The sequence below is a fragment of the Streptomyces sp. YJ-C3 genome (assembly GCF_053891275.1).
In genome coordinates this window covers 2430956-2451980 of sequence record NZ_CM132685.1, presented here as the reverse complement: position 1 = coordinate 2451980, position 21025 = coordinate 2430956, and the positions used below count along the sequence as shown (strand labels likewise).

The following is a 21025-nucleotide window of genomic DNA, read 5'->3' as shown; positions in this document are numbered from 1 at the left end:
AACTAGGCGACCAGGAGAATCTGACCGGCCTTACTGGTGCACTTGGCCGTGCCCACCCAGGTCCCGGACTTCTTGCCCTTCTTGTAGGCGTTGACGCAGAGGTTCGTGCTGTAGTTCTGAGCGGTGAAATAGCTGCCGGTGTTGCTCAGCACGTACTTCCACTTCTGCGACGCCGAAGAGCTGCACTTCGCCGCATGCAGGTGCCAGCCGCTGCCGAGCTTCTCCGACTTCTTGGCGTCCAGGCACGTGCTGGTGGCGGTCCCGGGGTGCAGCTTGGCGAGGTACTTGCCGTGGTACTTGAAGCGGTCGATGCGCCACAGCTGGGCGGCGCCGCCGTTGCACTTCTTGATCTGGGTGCGCTTGCCCTTCTTCGTGCTGGCCTTGGACTGCAGGCTGAGGCAGATGTTGGACCCGTGCGTGAACTTGAGCGTGCGCCAGGAAGTGGCTGCTTCCGCGTCGCCCGCGGTCACCACGCCGGCCGCGAGACAGAGCGACGCCGTGGAGGCGAGCAGAGCAAGCCGATTTTTCGAAGTCATGAAGAGATCCCCCGATCTATTCTTTTTCCTTGACCCGGGAAAACTTACCTTCAAGATCATCCGATTTCAACGGGACCGAACTGCGGTCACTCTTTCCGCACGATTGCTTGAGGTTCCCCAGAGCTTCACCATCAGGTCTCCGCAAACAGCTATTTCGCGGCGCCACGGAATTGAGTCACCCGCACAGTCGCTCTCCCAGCTCACTGCGCGCGTACCGCACGCTGCGCCCGCTGCGCGTCCGCGACAGGAGTCCCGCGTCGTAGAGGACCGACAGGTGCTGGCTCACGGCGCCCGGGGTCACGCCGAGCCGGTGGGCGAGCTGGGTGGTGGAGGCGGGGTCGGCGAGGAGGCGGAGGATGCGGGCGCGGGCCGCGCCGAGGAGGCGGGTCAGGGCCTCGTCGTTGGCCGGCGGGGGCGCCTCGGAGATCGTGGCCCGGCCGCGTGCCGGGTAGGACAGGAGCGGCGGCAGCCCGGGGTCGATCATCGTGTGGGCGCCCTGCGCGAAGAGCGTGGGGACGAGGACCAGACCGCGGCCGCCGATGCGGATGTCGGCCTCCGGCCAGGGGTGCCGGTCGAACTTCTTGACGAGGGTGAGGACTTCGCCGCTCCAGCTCAGGCGCGGGTCGAGGCTCGCGAAGAGGCCGCCCGCGCCCTCCTCGGCGAGGACCTTGCCGCGGTGGGCGAGGTCGGCCTCCAGGACGTGGTGCGCGCGCGGCCACCAGTCGGGGGCGAGACAGTCGTGCCAGTAGGCGTCCAGGGCCGTCAGGACGCGGTCGAGGAAGGCTGCCGGGTCCGTGAGGCCCGCGCGGACCACCGGCGGGAGCCGTTCGGCGCCGTACGCGGCGGTGAAGTGCTGCGCGATCAGCGGAAGCGGAACGTCGCGCAGGGCGTCCAGCTGCTGGCCGAAGACGGGGCGGGGCCGGTCGGGGCGCGGCGTGAGGAAGTCCGGGATCCACAGTCTCGGCGCGATCAGCGCGGTGAGCAGCTCGGTGTCCAGACGCCCGAAGGCCGGTGCGAGCCGGCGCAGCCACGGGCGCTGGTGCGGGTAACGGGCGGGGTCGCGCCAGCAGCGCAGCGAGTACACGGCCTCCTGGAGGGGCGAGTACGCGAACGAGGTGCGGGCCAGATCCCCGACCACGAAACGGAATTCGATCACCCCGCGCTCTCCCCCCTTCACCCTTTAGCTCCACGCTAAAGGAATGTCGGACGGCGGCGTGAGCCCGGTTCCCTGTGGTCATGACCACTTCGCCGACCGAGGCACGGCCCGTCGAGGCCGCGCCCGCCACCCGCTTCGCCGGCATGCTCCCCACCGACCCGCTGCTGCTGCGCCTCTCCCTGCTCACGCTCCTCAACGCCTTCGGGCGCGGCCTCTTCTTCCCGGTCAGCGTGCTGTACTTCACGCGGATCATCGGCCTGAGCGCCACGTCGGTGGGGATCGGACTGACCGTGGCGGGCCTGTTCGGGATCGCGGCGGGGGTGCCCGCGGGCCGGGCATCGGACCGGTGGGGGCGCCGGCCGGTGCTGACGGTGCTGTGGATCGGCTGCGGTGCGGCGCTGGCGGCGTACACGCTGATCGGCTCGTACGCCTCCTTCCTGGCGACGGCGATCGGCTACGCGGCGCTGTGCCAGGCGAGCATGGGGGTGCGCAACGCGCTGTACGCCGACGTCCTGCCCGCCGGGACGCGGGTGGAGGGCCGGGCGCATCTGCGGATGGTCACCAACGTGGGCATGGGGGTGGGCGGCGCGTTCGGCGCGCTGGCGCTGCAGGTGGACAGTCGCGCCGGGTACACGGCGCTGATCCTCGTCGACGCGGTGGCGTTCGTCGGGTCGGCGCTGATGGTGCTGCGGCTGCCGGGCGGCGGCGCGCGGCGGCCCGTGGACGACTCACCGGCCGAGAGCCGCTGGCGGGCGGTGCGTGATCTGCCGTATCTGGGCGTGACGTTCCTCAATGCCGTACTGGCCCTGCAGTACAGCCTGTTGGAGGTGGGTCTGCCGCTGTGGATCGTGCAGCACACGGACGCGCCGCGCTGGTCGGCGGCGCTGATCATGATCCTCAACTGTGCGCTGGTGGCGCTGCTCCAGGTGCGGGCGACGCGCGGTGTGGAGGATCTGTCGGGCGCGGTGCGGGCGATGCGCCGCTCGGGGCTGCTGCTGGCGCTGTCGTGCGCGGTGTTCGCGTGCACGGCGGGTCTGTCGCCGCTGTGGGCGCTGACCGTACTGGTGGTGGGCGCGGTGGTACAGGTGCTCGCCGAGGTGCTGTCGGCCGCGGGCGGCTGGACCGTCGGATACGGGCTGGCGGACGCCCGCGCCCAGGGCGTCTACCAGGGCGTGTTCAACTCGGGCCAGGCCGCGGCGACGATGGCCGCACCGGCCCTGGTGACCGCCACGGCCATCGACCACGGGACGGCGGGCTGGGCCGTGCTCGGGGTGCTGTTCGTCGCGGCGGGTCTGGGTGTGGGTCCCGCCGTGCGCAGGGCGCGGCGGGACGCGTGGCGCGGTGAGTCCGTCAGCCCCTGACGGAGGTTGCCCGGTGTCGAGCCGTGTGGCGAGGATCGCGTCCGCTGCCCGCCAGGGCCCGCTCGTAGGCAGACGTGGCGCCGGGCACGTCGACGGGGTCGGCGAACCCCTCGTACCGGCGGTACGTCTCGGCGTTCTTCTCGACGACCCGGAGCAGCAGCGCGCCCGCGCCGGCCGAGACCTGGAACTCCTGGCCGGTGGCGCGGGCCACGTCCCAGCCGTGCAGGACGAGTTCGGCCCACAGGAGCGTGGCGACCTCGGGGGCGGGCTGCCGGGCGAAGCCGAGGTCGATGTCGCCCGCCCACACCTCGGGCGCGGCCCAGGCGGTGACGGCCGCGTCGAGCCGGGCGGCGTAGCGCGCGGCCCAGTCCTCGTCGGCGGTGAAGTCCCGTCCGGTGAGCTCCTCGGGCAGGGGGCTGCGCAGCGCGCGGTGCTCCAGGCCGTGCGAGCTGTACAGCACCCAGTGGTCGACGAGGGTGCGCACGTCCCAGTCGCCGCAGCGCGAGGGGGCGTCGAGCCGGTCGGGGCCGACGCCCGCCGCGACGCGGGAGGCCTCGGCGGCGGCCTCGACGAGGTACGGGTACACGGTGCCCATGCGTTCTTCCATGCACCGACGCTACGGCGGGGCCCGCCGCCCTCTCTTGAACAAACGCGACAGGCCCTAGCCGCGTGCGTCGATCGCCGCGGTCAGCTCGGCCAGGGGCGTCGCGCCCGCCGGACGCCGCTGGCGGGCCGCCTCGTCGGCGTACTCCTGGAGGACGTCGTTGACCGGGGTCGGCACCCCGTGCAGCCGGCCGAGGAGCGCGATCTCGCCGTTCAGGTAGTCGGCCTCGATGGTGCCGGTGCCGCGGTGGAGGGACTGCCAGGAGGAGCCGCCGCCGCGCGGTGTTCCGTCGAAGGGCTCGAACCGGATCTTCTCGGCCCGCGCCCGCTGCTCCTCGTCCTGCGGCGTGTACGCGATACCGGCCGCGGCGAGCACGGCCTCGCCCTCGGCGCGGGCACGCCGGAACAGGGCGATGCCCTCCTCGCTGGTGAGCACGCCGGAGACCGCCTCCAGGGAGTTGGCCAGGTTCGCCAGGAGTTTGGCGTACTTCCAGCGCATGACGTCGGCCGCGACCGGAGCCTCGAAGCGGGACCGTTCCAGGTCGGCGGCGATGGCCCGTGCCGTGTCGTCGACGCCTTCGGGGTAGCGGCCCAGGTGCAGGATGCCGGTGAGCGGGGTGCCGTCGGCGCGGACGACGCCCGGCTCGACGAAGGTGGCGGGCAGCCAGACGCACATCGCGTACACGCGCTGGAAGACGCGCAGGGCGAGCCGTTCGCTCTCCACCCCGTTCTGCGCGCAGACCAGCGGCAGCCGCTGGGCCGCGGTGCCGCCGCCCGCGACGGGCCGCGCGCCCCAGGTGGCGAGCGCGGCGGCGCTGTCCTGGGTCTTCACCGCGAGGATCAGCACGTCGTCGGCGCGGAGGGGGCCGAGCGGCTCGGGGCCGTCGACGACGGGCAGCCGGTGGGTGTGCTGCCCCTCCGGGGTCTGCAGCCGCAGTCCGTCGGCGTGCAGCGCCTTGTACTGCTCGCCGCGCGCGACGAGGACGACCTCGTGCCCCGCCTGCGCGAGCCGGCCCCCGACGGCACCGCCGACCGCTCCTGCTCCGATGATGAGATAGCGCATGTCCGCGACCCTTTCACGGAAGGTTGCAGGGGCCATCGACGCGGCTGTTGCGATCCGGCAAACTCTCGCTGCGTGCGGCATCGGCCGACGGCACCGCCGTGAGAGCGCGCGGAGGGCGTCGGATACGGTCGCGCCATGACGCGCCCCGCACCGCTGGAGACCTTCCGGATCGGCTCCGACCTGTCTGTACGCCGGCTCGGCTACGGAACCGTGCAGCTGACCGGTCCCGGCTGCTGGGGCTCGCGCGGCACCGACGCGGACGCGACCGCGCTGCTGCGTCGCGCCGTGGAGCGGGGGGTGACGCTCGTCGACACCGCCGACAACTACGGCCCGGACGTGGCGGAGGAGCGGGTCGCCGCGGCCCTGCACCCGTACGCCGACGGCCTGGTGGTCGCCACGAAGGGCGGTGTCGTGCGCGACTCGGCCGAGGCCTGGCACATCGAGGGCCGCCCGGAGCGGCTGCGCGCGATGTGCGACGCGAGCCTGCGACGGCTGCGGCTGGACCGCATCGACCTGTACCAGCTGCACCGGCTCGACCCGGAGGTCCCGATGGCCGACCAGCTGGGCGTGCTGCGGGAGTTGCGGGACGCGGGCAAGATCCGGCACGTGGGCCTGGACTCGGTCACGGCCGGGCAGCTGCGGGCGGCGCTCGACCTGGACATCGTGCCGATCGCCTCCGTGCAGAACCGCTACAACCTCCTGGACCGCGCCTCGGAGCCGCTGCTGAAGCTGTGCGAGGCGCACGGCATCGCGTTCCTGCCCTGGTTCCCGCTGGGCAACGGCAGCCTTTCGGGCGACGCCGTGTGCTCCGACATCGCGGTGGCCCACGACGCCACCCCGTCGCAGATCGCGCTGGCCTGGCTGCTGCACCACTCCCCCGTGCTGTGCCCGACGCCGGGGACGGGCTCGCTCGGGCATCTGGAGGAGAACCTGGGCGCCGCGCGAGTGCGGCTCACCGAGGAGGACATGGCCCGGCTGGACGCACTCACGCCCCGTCCGTGAGCTCCACCAGTTTGACCACGGTGTTCCAGTTCCGGCTCGTCGCGATCAGGCCCTTGTTCAGCGCGGGGCGGCCGAGCTGGGCGCCGAGTTTCGAGGTGCCGAGGCCGTCGGGGGCGTAGAGGTAGAGGGCGCGGTCGCCGAGCCGGAAGTCCTCCGGCGCGTACGCGGCCGGGTCCACGTCGGCGAAGCGGTCCGCGCTCACCGGCTCGGAGAAGTACGTGACGTGGAGCTGCTTGCCCTGCAGTTCGGCCGCGGGGAAGGGGCACGCTTCCATGACGGCCTTCAGATAGGCGTGGTCCCGGACGAGGACGTCGACCGCGAAGCCGAACTCGCCCTCGATGGCGGCCCCGATGTCGCGTGCCAGCGACTCCTCGTCGCCGCCGTCCGCCGCGAGGGCCACGTTGCCGCTCTGCAGGTAGGTGCGGACGTCGGTGCAGCCCAGCCCCTCGATCAGCGGGCGCAGCCGGGCCATCGGGACCTTCTTGTTGCCACCCACGTTGATGCCGCGCAGCAGGGCCGCGTATCTCCTGGTCGTCATCCGGACACGATAGGGCGGCCGTCGTGCCCCGTGGGGGTGGGCGCGACGGCCGCCGGTCGTGGGATCGCCGGGTGTTACTCGACGACCTTCAGGAGCTTGTTCGGGGTGCCCTCGGACGCGTTCGAGATGGCGTCGGGGGTGGCCCCGTCGGTGAGCGCCTTCGCGACGTCGGCCGGGGCCGCGTCCGGGTGCCCGCCGAGGTAGACGGCGGCGGCACCGACGACGTGCGGGGTCGCCATCGACGTACCGGAGATGGTGTTGGTGGCGTCGTCACCGGTGTTCCAGTCGGACGTGATGTCCGAACCGGGGGCGTAGATGTCCACCACGGAGCCGTAGTTGGAGAAGTCGGACTGCTCGTCGTCCTTGGTGGAGGAGGCGACGGTGATCGCCTCGGGGACGCGGGCGGGCGAGCTCTGGGAGGCGTCGGAGGACTCGTTGCCGGCCGCGACCGCGTAGGTGACGCCGGACGCGATGGACTTCTGCACCGCCGCGTCGAGCGCCTCGTCGACGCCGCCGCCGAGCGACATGTTGGCGACCGAGGGGCCCTGGTGGTTCTCGGTGACCCAGTCGATGCCGGCGACGACCTGCTCGGTGGTGCCGGAGCCCTGGTCGTCGAGGACGCGGACGGCGACGATCTTCGCCTTCTTGGCGACGCCGTGCGCCTCACCGGCGATGGTGCCGGCGACGTGCGTGCCGTGCCCGTTGCCGTCGTCGGCGCTGTCGTCGTTGTCGACGGCGTCGAAGCCGGACGAGGCGCGGCCGCCGAAGTCCTTGTGGCTGATGCGGACGCCGGTGTCGATGACGTACGCGGTCGCGCCCTCACCGGCGTTGCCAGGGTACGTGTACTTCCCGTCGCCCGCGGTGTCCGCCTGGTCGATGCGGTCCAGGCCCCACGACGGCGGGTTGTCCTGGGTGGCGTCGATGTGGAACTTCTTGTTCTGGACGACCTTCGCGACCGACTTGTCGGCGGCGAGCTGCTTGGCCTCGGTCTCCGAAAGACCGTTCACCGAGAAGCCGTTGACGGCCGAGGCGTAGTTCCGCTTGAGGGTGCCGCCGTACTCCTTGGCGAGGCCCTTCTTGGCGGTGGTGTTCGCCTTCTGGTCGAGCAGCACGATGTAGCTGCCGGCGACGGCGCCCTTGGCGTCGAGCCCGTACACCTTGCCCTGGGCGGGGGCCGCGGCTCCCGCGAAGCTGCCGGTGAAGACCGTCACGCCCACGGCGGTCGCCGCCGTGGCTATCGCCGCGGTCAGCTTCATCGTGCGCGCACGCTTGTGAGTTGCCATGAAGAGGTATCTCCTCGTGGTGATGTGGGGGGTTGTGTTTCTACGCGCGTGGGGGCGCGTAATTTCATGCAGCCCCCGGCAATCTCCGGAAGATGTCCGGGGGTTGAGACGAAACCCTGACCGATTGACGCGACCAGATCAAGACCTACATACACCTGTGACTTGTTCAACAAGGTTTCGTAATAACAAACCGGACGGATCACCTCATTGACGTTTCCGCCGCCGAAGTCCCTATAGATGTAAGGGGCTCACCTCATCCTCCGAGCCGAGCCGCACCGCCCGGAGGGATGAGCCGGGCCGGTGACACCTCACCGGGCAGCAGGACGAACGTCGCTTATCCCGCCCATACCTTCGATTGCGGAGGTGACCTCATGGGGAGGAACGGGGACCGGCGGGACCGACAGGTGCGGGGGTTCGCGGCCCGGGCCGGCGGCTGGAGCGTCCGGCACCGCTGGGCGGCGGTGGGGATCTGGGTGCTGTTCGTCGTGCTGGCGATGGGCATCGGCTCGGCCGCGGGGCGCGTCGACGTGAAGGAGAGCGACCAGCTCAGCGGCGAGACGGGGCGGGCCGCGCAGATCGTGGCCGACGCGGACATCGACGAGCCGGCGGGCGAGACCGTGCTCGTCCAGAGCAGGGACGGACAACTGCGCGCCACGGCACCGGAGTTCGAGCGGGCCGTGGCCGACGTGGTCAAGGCCGTCGAGGGCACGGGCGCGGTGACCGACGTGCGCTCGCCGTACGCCGCCGGGGCCCAGGCGGTCTCGAAGGACGGCCGCACCGCGCTGGTCCAGTTCGACATGCGCGGCGACCCCGAGACGGCGTCCGACCGCATCGAGCCGGTCCTCGACGCCGTCAAGGGCGTCGCCGACGACCACGACGCGCTGCGGATCGAGGAGATCGGCGGCGCCAGCATGGGCAAGACGTTCGACGACGCGTTCGGCGACGACTTCCAGCGGGCCGAGTTCTCGGCGGTGCCGGTGGCGCTCGGTATCCTGCTGATCGCGTTCGGCGCGCTCGTCGCGGCGCTGCTGCCGGTGGCGCTCGCCATCACGGCGATCATGGCGACGATGGGCCTGATGGGAGTCGTCAGCCATCTGCAGCCGATGAGCGAGACCGCCAACTCGGTCATGCTGCTCGTGGGGCTTGCGGTCGGCGTCGACTACTGCCTGTTCTATCTGCGGCGCGAGCGCGAGGAGCGGATGAAGGGCCACGACCCGCGGACCGCGCTGAGCGTCGCGGCGGCCACCAGCGGCCGCGCGATCATCGTCTCCGGTGTCACGGTGTGCGTGGCCATGGCCGGCATGATGTTCACCGGGCTCGCCGAGTTCCAGGCCATGGGGCTCGCCTCGCTGATGGTGGTGGCCGTCGCGATGGTCGGCTCGGTGACCGTACTGCCCGCGCTGCTCTCGCTGCTCGGCGAGCGCGTGGAGAAGGGCCGTATCCCGTTCCTGCACCCGGCCAAGCGGCGCGGCGGGAACGGCGGCACGGACGGCAGCCGCTTCTGGAGCCGCGTCCTCACGGTCGTACTCGCGCGGCCCGCCGTCTGTGTGGTCGTCGCGGTCGGCGCGCTCCTCGCGATCACCGCCCCGGCGCTCGGCATGAAGACCCAGAACCTCACCCTGGACCAGGAGTTCGGGGACTCGCTGCCGATCGTCGCCACGTACGACCGGGTCAACGAGGCGTTCCCGGGCGGCTCGGACCCGGCCGAGGTCGTCGTCAGGGCGGACGACATCAACGCACCCGCCGTGCGCTCCGCCATCGCCGACTTCCGCGCGCAGGCCGTGAGTTCGGGTGCCTCACGCGGCCCGGTCGAGGTCACCGTGCACGGGCGGGAGAACGTGGCGCTCATCGACGTCCCGCTCGTCGGCGGCTCCGACCAGGACAGGGCCGAGAAGAGCCTGGCGCTGCTCCGTGACCACGTACGTCCGGACACGCTCGGCAGGGCGGACGGTGTCGAGGCGCCGATCACCGGGCAGGTCGCGGGGTCGAAGGACTTCAACGACCAGATCGTCGGCTCGGTCGTCCCGGTCTTCGTGTTCGTGGTCGTCTTCGCCTTCCTGCTGATGCTGCTGTCGTTCCGCTCGCTGACGGTCGCGATCACCTCGATCGCGCTCAACCTGCTGTCCGTGGGCGCGGCCTACGGGATTCTCGTGGCCGTCTTCCAGAACGGCTGGGGCGCCTCGCTCGTCGGCGCCGAGGGGGTCGGCGCGATCATCTCGTGGCTGCCGCTGTTCCTGTTCGTGATCCTGTTCGGCCTGTCGATGGACTACCACGTGTTCGTGGTGTCGCGGATCAGGGAGGCGCGGCTCCAGGGGCGTACGAACAAGGACGCGATCCGGCACGGCGTCGTCACGACGGCGGGCGTGGTCACCAGTGCCGCCGTCATCATGGTCGCCGTCTTCGCCATCTTCGGGACGCTGTCCATGCAGTCCTTCAAGCAGATGGGCGTGGGTCTGGCCGCCGCCGTGCTGATCGACGCGACCGTCATCCGGGGTGTCCTGCTGCCGGCCGTGATGGCGCTGCTCGGCGAGCGCAACTGGTATCTGCCGCGGTGGCTGCACCGGATGCCGGACCTCACGCACGACGAGGCGCCCGAGCCCGTGGCGGCGACGCACCACGGGGGCGAGGAAGTGCGGGTCTGACGACCGCGCTCCCCGCCCACCGGAGCCTGTCCGCCGCAGCGTGTCACGCTGCGGCGGACAGGCTCTCCCGCTCCCGCTCCTGCTGCTCGAACGAGGCGAGCGTGCGGCCGAAGTCGCGCGTCGAGAGCAGCAGCTTGTAGACGATGGCGAGTTCGAAGACGAGCAGCAGGGCGCCCGCGACGATGGTCGTCCCGATCACCTGGTCGATCAGGGGGCCGACGATGAAGACGGCCATCTGGAACTCGATGCCGCTGATCAGGTGCGTACGGATGCGGTGCCGCAGCAGGAAGGAGCGGAACCGCAGGTAGATCGGGAAGCGGCTGCGGAACTCCTGGTGCAGGTCGACGACCTGGGCCTTCTTCGGCGCGGTCACCCCGTCCTGCGTGCCGAGGTCCTGCGCGTCGAGGCCCTGCGTCGTCCCGGTCGTCTCGTCCGTCTCGTCCGTCTCGTCGGCGGCCCGCTCGGCGGCCGCGGCCAGGTCCTGCTCGATGTCCGCCTCGGGGTTGGCCCGCAGCAGGTCCTCCATGAAGGCGAGGCTCTGCTCGTTCTCGGCACGGCGGGCCGCCCGCACGCGGGCCTTGATCTGCTTGCGCATGTTGTGCCGGGTCTTGAAGATCTCCAGCGCGTTGAGGTAGCGCAGCCCGTCGAGGAAGACGACGGCCACCGCGAGCCACACGTACCAGATGTCGCCGGTGCGGTGGTACTGGCCGCCCATGAGGGCGACGGCGCAGGCCGCGACGCGGACGCGGTCGAAGATGTAGTCCAGCCAGGCGCCGAACACGGAACCCTGCCCGGTCAGCCGCGCGACCTTGCCGTCCATGCAGTCCAGGATGAAGCTCAGGTGGTAGACGACGGCGCCGGCGATCAGCCAGCGCCAGTCCCCCATGGCGAAACACGCGGCGGCCCCCAGCCCCAGGAGCAGCGCGCCCCAGGTGATCTGGTTCGGCGTGATGCGGGTCCATCTGGCCGTGACCCGCACGAGCGGCGTGGCGACCGGATCGACGAGCAGCACGGTCCACCACGCGTCGCGCTTCTTCTGGGTCATCCGGCGCACATCACGCAGCGGCGGTATGTCTCGGGGCATGAGGTATGCCAACTTTCCTTCGTGCAGATCAAGTTCACCTCACGCTAAGAACATGTTCTCGCCATGTTCAAGATGTTCAGGGCGCAACCTTCGGTGGGGGGTAACGGTCGTACGGGGTGACGAGATCGATGGGAACACCGTCGGACCACTGCGTTACCTGAGCGTTACATCCACATCGGCCCGTTATCGGATGCGCACACCCCTTTCACGTGCGACAGGCAACCATGCTCACCCGGGCAGTTCGGCCTCGATGAGATCGGCCGCCCGCCGTGTGCCGCCCTCGCCCGCCATGTCCCGCTGGATCACCGCGAGGCGCGCCGCCACCTGCGGGTCGTCGGCCAGGGCGAGCACCGCCTCGCGCAGCGTCGCGGCCGTCGCCTCCTCCATCGGGACGTGCCGGGCGACGCCGAGGCCCTGCAGCATGTCGGCGTTGCCGAACTGGTCGACGGCCTGCGGGACGGCGACCATCGGCGTGGCGGTGGCCAGGCCCTCCTGGCTGCCGCCCGCACCGGCGTGCGTGATGAACGCGTCGGCCTTCTTCAGGACCGCCAACTGCGGGACCCACTGGTGCACTTCCACGTTCGCGGGGATCTCGCCGAGGTCGTCGGCGGTGACGTGCTTGCCGACCTGGAGCACCATGTGCCAGCCGGGCAGGTCACCGAAGGCCTTGACGCACTCACGGTAGAAGTCGGGCTGCTTGGTGAAGGAGGAGCCGAGCGAGACGAGCAGCACCCGCTCGGCCGCGGCGGGCCTCTCCCAGTCGCCCTGCGCACCGCGGTCGCCCTGGCAGGCGCCGACGAAGCTGTACGTCTTCTCGTCGACCCGGTCGGCGTTCGGCTGGAGCGCCTTGGGGATGAGCGCGAGCGAGCGGTCGGGGCGGCCCCAGAACTCGTCGGCGGTCTTCGTCACCCCGTTCCGCGTCAGCCAGTCGGTGAACTTCTCGAAGTACGCCTTGCCGCGCGGCGTCCGCCGGGGCTCCGCCCACATCGGCTCGGCGACCTCCTCCTCGTACCCCTGCCACGCGACGAGGTTCGGCGAGAGGGAGATCGCGGGCACGCCCCAGCGATGGGCGAGGACGGCGGCCGGGTACGAGGTGATGTCGTGCAGCACGAGATCGGGCACGCCCGCGCCGCCGTCGCCCTCGTACGCCTCGATGAGCTGGGGCAGGGCCTGGATCGCGTCGTCCAGGAACGGCTCGACGTTGTCGAGCAGCGCGCTTCCCCACGCCGCCGGGTCGTCGTCGGGGCCGGGCAGTGTCGTGCGGTAGAGAACCGGCTCGGCGCCGGTCCCGGCGACCTTCTCCTCGAAGAGGTGCGGGATCGCGTACGTGACGCGGTGCCCACGGGCGACGAGCTCCCGGATCACTTCGAGACTCGGGTTCACGTGCCCGTGGGCGGCGATGGAGAACATGGCGATGTGGGCACGGTTGCGGTGTTCCGGGTTCGTCATGCCCCCACCGTAGGCGAGACGAGACGTCTCGTGCAACCTTTTGTCCAGTGAAGCCGGGCTCGACGAGGCGGCGGGATCCAGCAGGGGCGCGGCCCGGCGTTCGATGCGCGGCACGGCCGCGTCGACGCGGGGCAGCGGGCGGAAGGCGGTGCGCGGGACCCGGTCCAGCAGGCGCCACTCGAAGTGCGGCCAGGTCAGGACCGTGAGGCGCGACCAGCTCCCGTGGCCCCCGGCTCGTTTGCGGGCGTATGCGAGCTGGGCGAGGAACGTGGCGTGGGTGAGGGCCGGGCACGCGCAGGCACCGCTCCACCACCGCCGAAGCCCGCGCGAACGGCACGTTCCCGGCGACCGCGAAGGGGTGCGCGGCGCGCGTGCGGTGAGGAAGTCGGCCTCGTGGATGCGGACTTGAGGGCGCGCGGCGAAGCGGCGCCGCAGTCCGGGGACCAGGCGGGCGTCGATCTCGTACGCGACGAGCTCGGCGGCCCGCCGGGGACACCGCGTACGTCCACGGGTTCTCGGGGGCGGAGCCCGGTGCCGGCCGCTATCTCTGGTAGCGCGCGAGCACCAGGTTCCCGTCGTCGACCAGGCGGCGCCGCAGCTCGTCGAGGCCGATCGCCCCGCTGTAGTACTCCTGCAGCGCGGGGGTGGCCACCTTGTCCTTCCATTCGGGATAGCCGCGCACGGACGGGGCGGGCGCCGCGCGCAGGTGTGCGGCGAGGGCGGTGCCGGCCGCCCAGTCGTTCTTCGTGGTGTGCAGCGCGGGGTCCTTCAGTGCCTGGGTGCCGGTGGGCAGCATCCAGTCGCCCAGGGCGAGCCGCACCATGTTCCGCGGCCGGAGGAGGAAGTCGATGAACGCGACGGCCTCCTTCTTGTGCGGGCTGTCCTCGGCGACCGAGAGCGTCTGCGGGCTGACGCCCTGGGTGAGGCCGTCAGCCCCGGCCGGCGCGGGCAGCACCTGCCAGTCGAACCCCTTGGGGGCCTGCTGCACGATCTGCTGCCGGTAGGAGAACCCGAGCGGCACCATCGCGTACTTGCCCGCGAAGAATCCGGGGAGCGTGTCGGAGCCGCCCATGCCGAGCGTCGTGGCGGACGCGCCGCGGTCGGTGTTCACCTGGTCGTGGACGGTGCGCGGCATCACCTCGTCCGCCGGGCCGAAGCGGATCCGCACCGTGCCGTCCGTGCCGCGGTGGAACAGCTGCCCGCCGGTGGACAGGGACAGGTTCAGCGTCGCCGACACGGGTTCCTTCAGTGGCCAGGCGACGCCGTATCTGCCCTTGCCGCTGAGCTTCTTGGTGATCTGCCGGAACTCGTCCCAGGTCCAGGGCCGCTTTGGGGTCGGGACGCGGACGCCGGACTTCTCGAGCCACGTCGCGTTGGCGACGAGGACGCGCGGCTCCTGGAGGAACGGCACCCCGTAGACACCGTCACCGAACGTTGCTGTCTCCCAACTCCGTTGCGGGATGTCGGACTTCAGTCGGCCGGGCAGACGATCCCGCAGGTCGGCGAGGTATCCGCCGTACGCGAAGTCGGCCAGGTCGTCGGAGGCGTCATGGATGATGTCGGGCGCCTCGCCGCCCTCGAAGGCCGTGAGCAGCTGGTCGTGGACGCTCTCCCAGCTTCCCTGGACGTAGGTGACCTGGACGTCCGGGTGCGTCGCGTTCCACTCCTTCACCAGTTGCCTGTTGGCGTCGACGGATTCCTTCTGCCAGGCCAGGGACTGGAACTCGAGGGTGACACGGCCGTCGTCGCCCTCTCCCGCGCCGGACGTGCAGCCGGTCCCGCCGAGCAGCAGCGCCGTGCACGCCACGAGCGCCGTCGCCGCCCTCCCTCCTCCGCGCATCACTTCACCGCCCCTGCGAGCATGCCGCCCGCGATCCGCTTCTGGATGACCGCGAAGATCACCAGCGACGGCAGCGTCGCCAGGAACGCCCCGGCGGCGAGCGGACCGAGGTCGGCCACCCCTTCGGCGCCGAGGAAGTGGGTGAGGATCACCGGCAGCGTCTGCCGCTCCGGGGTCTTCATCAGGACGAGGGCGAAGAAGAACTCGTTCCACGCGCTGATGAACGCGAACAGCCCCGTGGCGACGATGCCGGGCGCCAGCAGCGGCGCCGTCACGGACACGAGGACGCGCAGCCGGCCCGCCCCGTCCACCGCCGCCGCCTCCTCCAACTCCCTTGGTACGGACCGGACATAGCCGACCAGCATCCACAGCGCGAAGGGCAGCGCCCACACCACGTACACCATGATCAGGCCGGGCAGGGCGTTGATCAGGTGGAGGCTCTTGAGGATCAGGAACAGCGGGATGATCACCAGGACGAACGGGAACGCCTGGCTGACCACCACCCAGCCGGTCGCCGCCCGTGACACGAACGAGCGGCGGCGCGCCATGACGTACGCCATCGGGGTCGCGATGACGATCGCGATCACGGCGGTGGCGACGGCCACGAGCAGGGAGTTGCCCGCGGCGCGCAGCAGGGGCTGTTCGTCGAAGGCCTGCCGGAAGTTCGCGAGGGTGGGGTGCTCGGGAATCCAGGTCGGGTGCAGGCTCGCGAGTTCGCGCGGCGGCTTGAACGCGGTGGAGATCAGCCACAGGAACGGGAAGACGAGGAAGATCAGATAGGCCAGGAGCGCGAGGTACTGACCCGCGCGGGCGAGTCCGCCGGTGCGCATCACTGCTCGTCGCCTCCCTTCAGTCGGCCCACGAGGTAGAGGGCGAGGAGGATCGAGATGACGGCGACCATGACGCAGCCCATCGCCGCCGCGTAGCCGAACTGCCCGTAGCGGAAGGCCTCTTCGTACGCGAACAGCATGGGGAGCCGGGTGCGGCCGCCGGGTCCGCCGCCGGTCAGGACGTAGACCAGGGCGAAGGAGTTGAAGTTCCAGATGAAGTTGAGCGCGCTGACGGCGAGGGCGACGGGGCGGATCGCGGGCCAGGTCACCGTGCGGAACCGGCGCCAGGCGCCGGCCCCGTCCATGGCGGCCGCCTCGTGCAGTTCGCGCGGGGTGTGCTGGAGCCCGGCGAGCAGCGCGACCGTGGTCTGCGGCATGCCCGCCCAGACGCCGACGACGATGACGGCGGGCAGTGCGGTGGCGAGGCCGGTGAGCCAGTCGCGGCCGTCGCCGAGGCCGAGGTCGCGCAGCGTCTCGTTGAGGATGCCCGCGTCGGGGTGGTAGACGAGGCGCCACATGATGCCGACGACGACCTCCGGCATCGCCCACGGCACGATCGCGAGCGCCCGCGCCAGCCACCGGAAGCGGAGATCCTGGTGGAGCAGCAGGGCGAGGCCGAGGGCCAGCACGAACTGCGGCACCGTGACGCCGACCGCCCACAGCAGGCCGATCCGGAACGACTCCCAGAAGAGGGTGTCGTGGAGGAGGTCCCGGAAGTTCAGGGTGCCGACCCACTGCGTCGCCGCGGTGCGGCCCGACTGGGAGTCGGTGAAGGCGAGCCCGATCCCGTACAGCAGCGGGCCGACGCTCAGCACCAGGATCGGCAGGAGTGCCGGGAGCACGAGGAACCAGGCGCTGTGCTCCTTGTGCGGTGCGCGGACGGGGCGCTGCCCCGTGGTGCGTGTCGTGGCGGTCGCCGAGGTCACGGATGCGACTCCTTCGGGCGGTTCGGACGGCTCACGCGGCTTCCGGCCGCCCCGGCGGCCCCCGTCATGGTCCTGACACGCTCCTACGGCGTCAAGACATTCGGCCGGGTGCGAGACTGGGCCGGTACCAGCTGGAACGCGGGAGGCAAGTGATGGACGAGGCACGGGCACGGGACGTGCTGGCCCAGGCGGGTGTCGTGGACGGCCCGGCGGAGGGTGTGGAGCTGCTCGCGCTCGGCGAGAACGCGGTGTTCGCGGCCGGTGATCTCGTCGTCAAGGTGGGCCGCGGCATCGACCGGGCGCCCGAGCTCCTCGACCGGGCCCGTCGCGAGCTGGCCATCGCCTCCTACCTCGCCGAGCACGGCGTCCCGGCCGTGCGGGCGGCGAAGGCCGAGCCGCTGGTCGTCGACGGGCATCCCGTGACGGTGTGGCACCGCATCCCGGCGGCCGTGCGGCCCGCGGAGCCGCGCGATCTGGCCGAGCTGCTGACGCTGGTGCACGCGCTGCCGGCGCCGACCGGGTTCACGCTGCCCCGGCGGGAGTTGCTGGGCGGCGTCGAGCGCTGGCTGCGGCTCGCGGGCGACGCCATCGATCCGGCGGACGCGGCGTATCTGCGCGAGCGGCGGGACGGGTTCGCGGCGGCCGCCGCGGCGCTGACCCCGCGGCTGGCCCCCGGGCCGATCCACGGGGACGCGCTGCCCCGCAACGTGCACATCGGGCCCGCGGGGCCGGTGCTGGTCGACCTGGAGACGTTCTCGTCGGATCTGCGCGAGCACGATCTGGTGGTGATGGCGCTGTCGCGGGACCGGTACGGGCTGGACCCGGCGGCCTATGACGGGTTCGTCGCCGCGTACGGGTGGGACGTGCGGGAGTGGGACGGGTGTGGTGTGCTGCGGGGGGCGCGGGAGACGGCGTCCTGTGCGTGGGTCGCGCAGCACGCTCCTGCCAACCCGAAGGCACTGGTGGAGTTCGAGCGGCGGGTGGCGTCTTTGCGGGACGGGGACGCCGGTGTGCGGTGGTACCCGTTCTGAGCCTCGGCTCGCCTTCGGCTTCCCGCCGTTCGCACGGGGGCTTCGCCCCCGGGCCACCCGGTCGTCAGACGCCGGACGGGCCGGCCTTGACCGTCAGGTCTCTCATCGGCCACGTCGGGTCCACCACCGCGTCCGCGTCGCCCTTCTTGCGCAGGAAGCTCTGGAAGTCCGCTGCCCACTCGGCGTACCACTCCACCTGCCGGCGGTGCAGCTCCGCCGGTCCCAGCGCCGCGACCTTCGCGTGCCGGTCGCCTATCGCGTGGGCGAGCAGCGCCGCGGCCAGGGCGTCCGCGGAGGCGTCGTGCGCGGCGTCGAGCGTGACGCCGTACTCGGTGCAGACCGCTTCGAGATTGCGCTTGCCCCGGCGGTAGCGGTCGACGGTGCGGTCGATGGTGTACGGGTCGATCACCGGGGCCGGCTCCGCGCCGCCGAGCCGGTCGCGCAGCGACGGCAGGCCGTGGCGGGCCAGCTCGGCGGAGAGCAGGGTCAGGTCGAACGCCGCGTTGTACGCGACGACCGGGGCGCCCGTGCGCCAATACCCGACGAGCACCTCGGCGATGGCGTCGGCCACCCGGTCGGCCGGCTCGCCCTCGGCCGCCGCCCGCTCGGTGCTGATCCCGTGCACGGCGACCGCCTCGTCCGGGATCGGTACGCCCGGGTCGGCGAGCCACTGCCGACGGCCGAGGACCGCGCCGTCCCTGACCTCGATGACGGCGCCGGTGACGATGCGCGCCTCGCGCGGATCCGTCCCCGTCGTCTCCAGGTCGAAGCCGACCAACAGCTCCCGGTGCCAGCCCATGGCAGCCCCCTTCTCGTGGTGCGTTCCCCCAGTGACCACCACCTTCGCACGCGCCACTGACAATCCGTCCGGCACCCGTCGCGGACGGCCGGGACCGGACGGCCGGGACAAGCCCTAGGAGACGGGGCGGGCGTCCGCCCACGCCTGCTCGAACTCGTCCCGGTATGTCACGAACAGCCCGTTCTCCCCGTTCTCCGCGGAACCGTTCGCCCTGACCAGGCGCCCGCCGCCGCGCAGCACGAGGACCGGGGCCTCCATCCCCCGCGTGCGGCGCAGGTACGACTGGACGACGGCGACGCCGTCCGAGCCGTCGCCGTCGACGAGGTAGGCGGTGAAGCGCGGAGTGTCGTCGAAGACCTGGATCTCGAACGCGCCGGGGTCCCGCAGCCGGGCCCGTACGCGCCGCATGTGCAGGATGTTCATCTCGACGGCGCGGCTCAACTCGCCCCGCTTGAGGCCGAGTTCCCTTTCGCGCCGTTTGACCGAACTGGACGCCGGGTTCAGGAAGAGGAGCCGTACCCGGCAGCCGGACTCGGCGAGGCGGATCAGGCGGCGGCCGGAGAAGTTCTGCACCAGCAGATTCAGGCCTATCCCGATCGCGTCCAGGCGCCGGGCGCCGCCGAAGAGGTCCTCGGCCGGAAACTGCCGCAGCAGCCGCACCCGGTCCGGGTGGACGCCCACGACGTCCGCGTACCGGTCGCCGACCAGGTCCTCGACGGCGTCGATGGGCAGCCGCCGGGCCGAGGGGACGTCGGAGCCCGCGCCGAGCATCTCCAGGAGGCGGGCGGAGGCGCGCTCGGCCTGGGCGAGAACCGTCTGGGACAGGGCCCGGTTGCGGGAGACCACGTTGCGGGTGACCTCCAGCTCGTCCAGGGCGAGCTCGACGTCGCGCCGGTCGTCGAAGTACGGCTCGAAGCAGGGCCAGTGCTGCACCATCAGCTCGCGCAGCTGCGGGAGCGTGAGGAAGGACAGCACGTTGTCGTCGGCCGGGTCGAGGAGATAGCCCTTGCGGCGGCTGACCTCGCGCACGGCGACGGCCCGCTGCACCCACTCCTGTCCGGCGGGCCCGGCGGCGGCGACGACCCAGTCGTCGCCGTGCACGGGCTCGTACACGGGCCGCAGCACGGCGGCGACGACGGCGCGCAGCCGCTGCTCCACCAGGTTCAGCCAGATGTAGGCACGCCCGGCTCGTTGGGCACGCGTACGGACTTCGCCCCAGGCGTCGGCACCCCAGTCCAGTTCGGGTCCGATCTGCGACCCCACGTCCATGGGCCGGGCCAGTGACACGGCTCCGGGCGGGATGTCCGCGGAGGCTGCCCCCGAACCCTCATGGCCCTCGTGACCGTCGTCACCAGGGGGCAGCTCCAGCCCTCCCGAGCTCACCCGCTCCGCACCGCCTTCCGCTCCCCCGAGCTTGTCGAGCACTCCCCCAGCAACGATCAAGGAAGGGTACTCCGGGAGCGGTGGGCGGTGCAGCCCGATGGGGACGAGAGTTTCTCAACTCCCGTTTCGGGGAACCCCGTTCTGATCCGCGAGGTCGGCGGGAGTGAGCGGATTCATAGCGGTCACGTCCCTGGGGGCCAGCGAGAAGCCCTGCCAGTGGACCGGCATGGGCTGCTGGTCCTCGTCGCGGGCGATGTGGTGGAACCCGATGTTGACCCAGGTGATCGGGTGGCTCAGGGTCTGCCCGGTGACCCACTTGTCCACACTTGTTCCGCCGCAGTGCGCCGAGGGGTTGTTGCTCGCGTACTGCTCGCACTTCTTGTACTCGGTGAAGTACACGTCGTGCTTGGTGAAGGAACGGCCGGGGAACCGGCTGGAGCGGCCGGGCACGAACTCGTAGGACCTGGGGTGGCCGTCCTTGTTCTTGCCCGCGGTGGAGACCACCCGCCACCACCGCATGTCCTTCTCGTCACCGGCGAGTTCCTTGGTGACGGGCGTCCTGGTGGTCTTCGTGGTGGGCGATCCGCTGCCGCGCGGCGGCGTCACCGTGGAGTCGTACTGTTCGACCTTGCTCTTGCTGGAGCCGTCGAGGCCGAAGTTGAGCCGCCAGAAGACGTTGTGGCTGTGGCTCTCGGCGTAGGCGCTCGCTCCCTTGCCGATGGGCCAGCCCTTGCCGTCGGTGCCCTTGTAGTCGTACGGGGAGAGGCTGCCGGTGGCGCCCACGTTCGACGTGATGGTGCCGTCGGAGGCGAAGCGCCATTCGGTGATGTACTCGTACCAGGACGCCTTGTTGACGGTGTAGACGAGCAGGTCCTTGCCCTGGGCGCTGTACAGCTTGCCGTTGCCGCCGGTCGACTCGTCGTCGTTGAGCCGGTACGCGTGCCCGCGCGCACGCGTGGTCGTGCACAGCCCCGTCACGTCGCCCCGGTCGGGGACCTTGACGGTCTTGATGGTGCCGCCGGGGCACTCGGCCGGCCGGAGGTTCTGCAGGGCCTGTCCGAAGTCGGTGCCGGTGATGTCGTCGTACTCGTTCTCCCCGTCGTCGTAGGGCACATGGACCTGCGCGAGGCGGGCGCTGGTCAGGACGCGGATCGGCTGGGGCTCGCCCTTCGGCTGGTAGCTGACGTCGTCCAGGACGAGGCCGGAGAGGGTGTTGTAGTGCCAGCACATGCGCCAGGTGGTGCCGCCGTCGAGGGTCTGCTCGATGGTGTACGCGGCCGAGCAGGACGGCGCGGCGGCCGCGGGCGCCTTCTGGGGCGCCGCCTGGGCGGCCGGGGCGGTGGCGAGGGCGGTGCCGAGCAGCGCGGTGACCGCACAGGCCGCGAGGGCGGCAGCGGGCCGTTTGCGGGCGCGCCGGACTCTGTTGACGTGCGTGACGTGCATGACGTGCATACGGAAGGGCTCCCTTGGCACGAGAAGAAGGTGAAGGAGGCGGTGGC

General features: G+C 71.4%; 18 protein-coding genes and 1 pseudogene. 4 read left to right on the top strand and 15 right to left on the bottom strand.

What is annotated here, in order from left to right:
- Window positions 1-2: 2 nt before the first annotated feature.
- Window positions 3-536: an RICIN domain-containing protein gene (locus ACVHNB_RS10855; protein WP_456227920.1), complete on the bottom strand. Its 534-nt coding sequence runs from the start codon at window positions 534-536 to the stop codon at window positions 3-5.
- Between the two features lie 175 nt (window positions 537-711).
- The gene (locus ACVHNB_RS10850; protein WP_428951592.1) at window positions 712-1692 is read right to left on the bottom strand and encodes an ArsR/SmtB family transcription factor; all 981 of its coding nucleotides are present in this window, start codon (window positions 1690-1692) and stop codon (window positions 712-714) included.
- Window positions 1693-1772: 80 nt separating this feature from the next.
- On the opposite strand from ACVHNB_RS10850, the gene ACVHNB_RS10845 reads away from it, so the two are divergent.
- Window positions 1773-3053, top strand: coding sequence for an MFS transporter (locus tag ACVHNB_RS10845; RefSeq protein ID WP_456227919.1), 1281 nt, complete (start codon window positions 1773-1775; stop codon window positions 3051-3053).
- On the opposite strand, the gene ACVHNB_RS10840 is transcribed toward ACVHNB_RS10845, so the two are convergent.
- Window positions 3043-3660 (bottom strand): TIGR03086 family metal-binding protein, encoded by a 618-nt coding sequence (locus ACVHNB_RS10840; RefSeq protein WP_456227918.1) that lies wholly within the window; start codon window positions 3658-3660, stop codon window positions 3043-3045. The genes ACVHNB_RS10845 and ACVHNB_RS10840 overlap by 11 nt on opposite strands.
- A 54-nt stretch (window positions 3661-3714) precedes the next feature.
- Window positions 3715-4719, bottom strand: a complete 1005-nt coding sequence (locus tag ACVHNB_RS10835) for a ketopantoate reductase family protein (protein ID WP_456227917.1) — start codon at window positions 4717-4719, stop codon at window positions 3715-3717.
- 135 nt (window positions 4720-4854) lie between these two features.
- Between ACVHNB_RS10835 and ACVHNB_RS10830 the strand changes: the two genes are divergently transcribed.
- Window positions 4855-5721, top strand: a complete 867-nt coding sequence (locus ACVHNB_RS10830) for an aldo/keto reductase (protein ID WP_428951596.1) — start codon at window positions 4855-4857, stop codon at window positions 5719-5721.
- Here the strand turns inward: ACVHNB_RS10830 and ACVHNB_RS10825 are convergent.
- Window positions 5705-6259 (bottom strand): DUF1697 domain-containing protein, encoded by a 555-nt coding sequence (locus ACVHNB_RS10825; RefSeq protein WP_428951597.1) that lies wholly within the window; start codon window positions 6257-6259, stop codon window positions 5705-5707. The genes ACVHNB_RS10830 and ACVHNB_RS10825 overlap by 17 nt on opposite strands.
- 74 nt (window positions 6260-6333) lie before the next feature.
- Entirely contained in the window at window positions 6334-7542 is a 1209-nt protein-coding gene (locus tag ACVHNB_RS10820; protein WP_456227916.1) for a S8 family serine peptidase, read from the bottom strand.
- Window positions 7543-7913: 371 nt separating this feature from the next.
- On the opposite strand from ACVHNB_RS10820, the gene ACVHNB_RS10815 reads away from it, so the two are divergent.
- A complete protein-coding gene (locus ACVHNB_RS10815; protein ID WP_456227915.1) occupies window positions 7914-10184 on the top strand; it encodes an MMPL family transporter in 2271 nt (756 codons plus the stop codon).
- A gap of 43 nt (window positions 10185-10227) precedes the next feature.
- Here ACVHNB_RS10815 and ACVHNB_RS10810 read toward each other — a convergent pair whose 3' ends face one another.
- The 6 genes and pseudogenes from ACVHNB_RS10810 to ACVHNB_RS10785 form a co-directional block, all read right to left on the bottom strand.
- On the bottom strand, window positions 10228-11268 hold the full coding sequence (locus ACVHNB_RS10810) for a CDP-alcohol phosphatidyltransferase family protein (RefSeq protein WP_428951600.1): 1041 nt from the start codon (window positions 11266-11268) through the stop codon (window positions 10228-10230).
- Between the two features lie 228 nt (window positions 11269-11496).
- Window positions 11497-12717, bottom strand: a complete 1221-nt coding sequence (gene mgt, locus ACVHNB_RS10805) for a macrolide-inactivating glycosyltransferase (RefSeq protein WP_456227914.1) — start codon at window positions 12715-12717, stop codon at window positions 11497-11499.
- Window positions 12718-12852: 135 nt separating this feature from the next.
- Window positions 12853-13152 (bottom strand): annotated as a pseudogene (locus tag ACVHNB_RS10800) (rRNA adenine N-6-methyltransferase family protein); the annotation flags it as partial.
- A 106-nt stretch (window positions 13153-13258) separates the two neighbouring features.
- The gene (locus ACVHNB_RS10795; RefSeq protein ID WP_456227913.1) at window positions 13259-14557 is read right to left on the bottom strand and encodes an ABC transporter substrate-binding protein; all 1299 of its coding nucleotides are present in this window, start codon (window positions 14555-14557) and stop codon (window positions 13259-13261) included.
- Window positions 14557-15387 (bottom strand): carbohydrate ABC transporter permease, encoded by an 831-nt coding sequence (locus ACVHNB_RS10790; RefSeq protein ID WP_428951602.1) that lies wholly within the window; start codon window positions 15385-15387, stop codon window positions 14557-14559. The genes ACVHNB_RS10795 and ACVHNB_RS10790 overlap by 1 nt, the downstream gene beginning before the upstream one ends.
- On the bottom strand, window positions 15387-16313 hold the full coding sequence (locus tag ACVHNB_RS10785) for a carbohydrate ABC transporter permease (RefSeq protein WP_456227912.1): 927 nt from the start codon (window positions 16311-16313) through the stop codon (window positions 15387-15389). The genes ACVHNB_RS10790 and ACVHNB_RS10785 overlap by 1 nt, the downstream gene beginning before the upstream one ends.
- Before the next feature lie 152 nt (window positions 16314-16465).
- On the opposite strand from ACVHNB_RS10785, the gene ACVHNB_RS10780 reads away from it, so the two are divergent.
- The gene (locus tag ACVHNB_RS10780) at window positions 16466-17344 is read left to right on the top strand and encodes a phosphotransferase enzyme family protein (RefSeq protein ID WP_456227911.1); all 879 of its coding nucleotides are present in this window, start codon (window positions 16466-16468) and stop codon (window positions 17342-17344) included.
- Between the two features lie 64 nt (window positions 17345-17408).
- Here ACVHNB_RS10780 and ACVHNB_RS10775 read toward each other — a convergent pair whose 3' ends face one another.
- The 3 genes from ACVHNB_RS10775 to ACVHNB_RS10765 all read right to left on the bottom strand — a co-directional run bounded on the left by ACVHNB_RS10775 (window position 17409) and on the right by ACVHNB_RS10765 (window position 20978).
- Window positions 17409-18143 (bottom strand): 3'-5' exonuclease, encoded by a 735-nt coding sequence (locus ACVHNB_RS10775; RefSeq protein WP_428951605.1) that lies wholly within the window; start codon window positions 18141-18143, stop codon window positions 17409-17411.
- Between the two features lie 114 nt (window positions 18144-18257).
- On the bottom strand, window positions 18258-19526 hold the full coding sequence (locus ACVHNB_RS10770; RefSeq protein WP_428951606.1) for an SAV2148 family HEPN domain-containing protein: 1269 nt from the start codon (window positions 19524-19526) through the stop codon (window positions 18258-18260).
- A 114-nt stretch (window positions 19527-19640) separates the two neighbouring features.
- The gene (locus tag ACVHNB_RS10765; protein WP_456227910.1) at window positions 19641-20978 is read right to left on the bottom strand and encodes a copper amine oxidase; all 1338 of its coding nucleotides are present in this window, start codon (window positions 20976-20978) and stop codon (window positions 19641-19643) included.
- Between the last annotated feature and the right edge of the window lie 47 nt (window positions 20979-21025).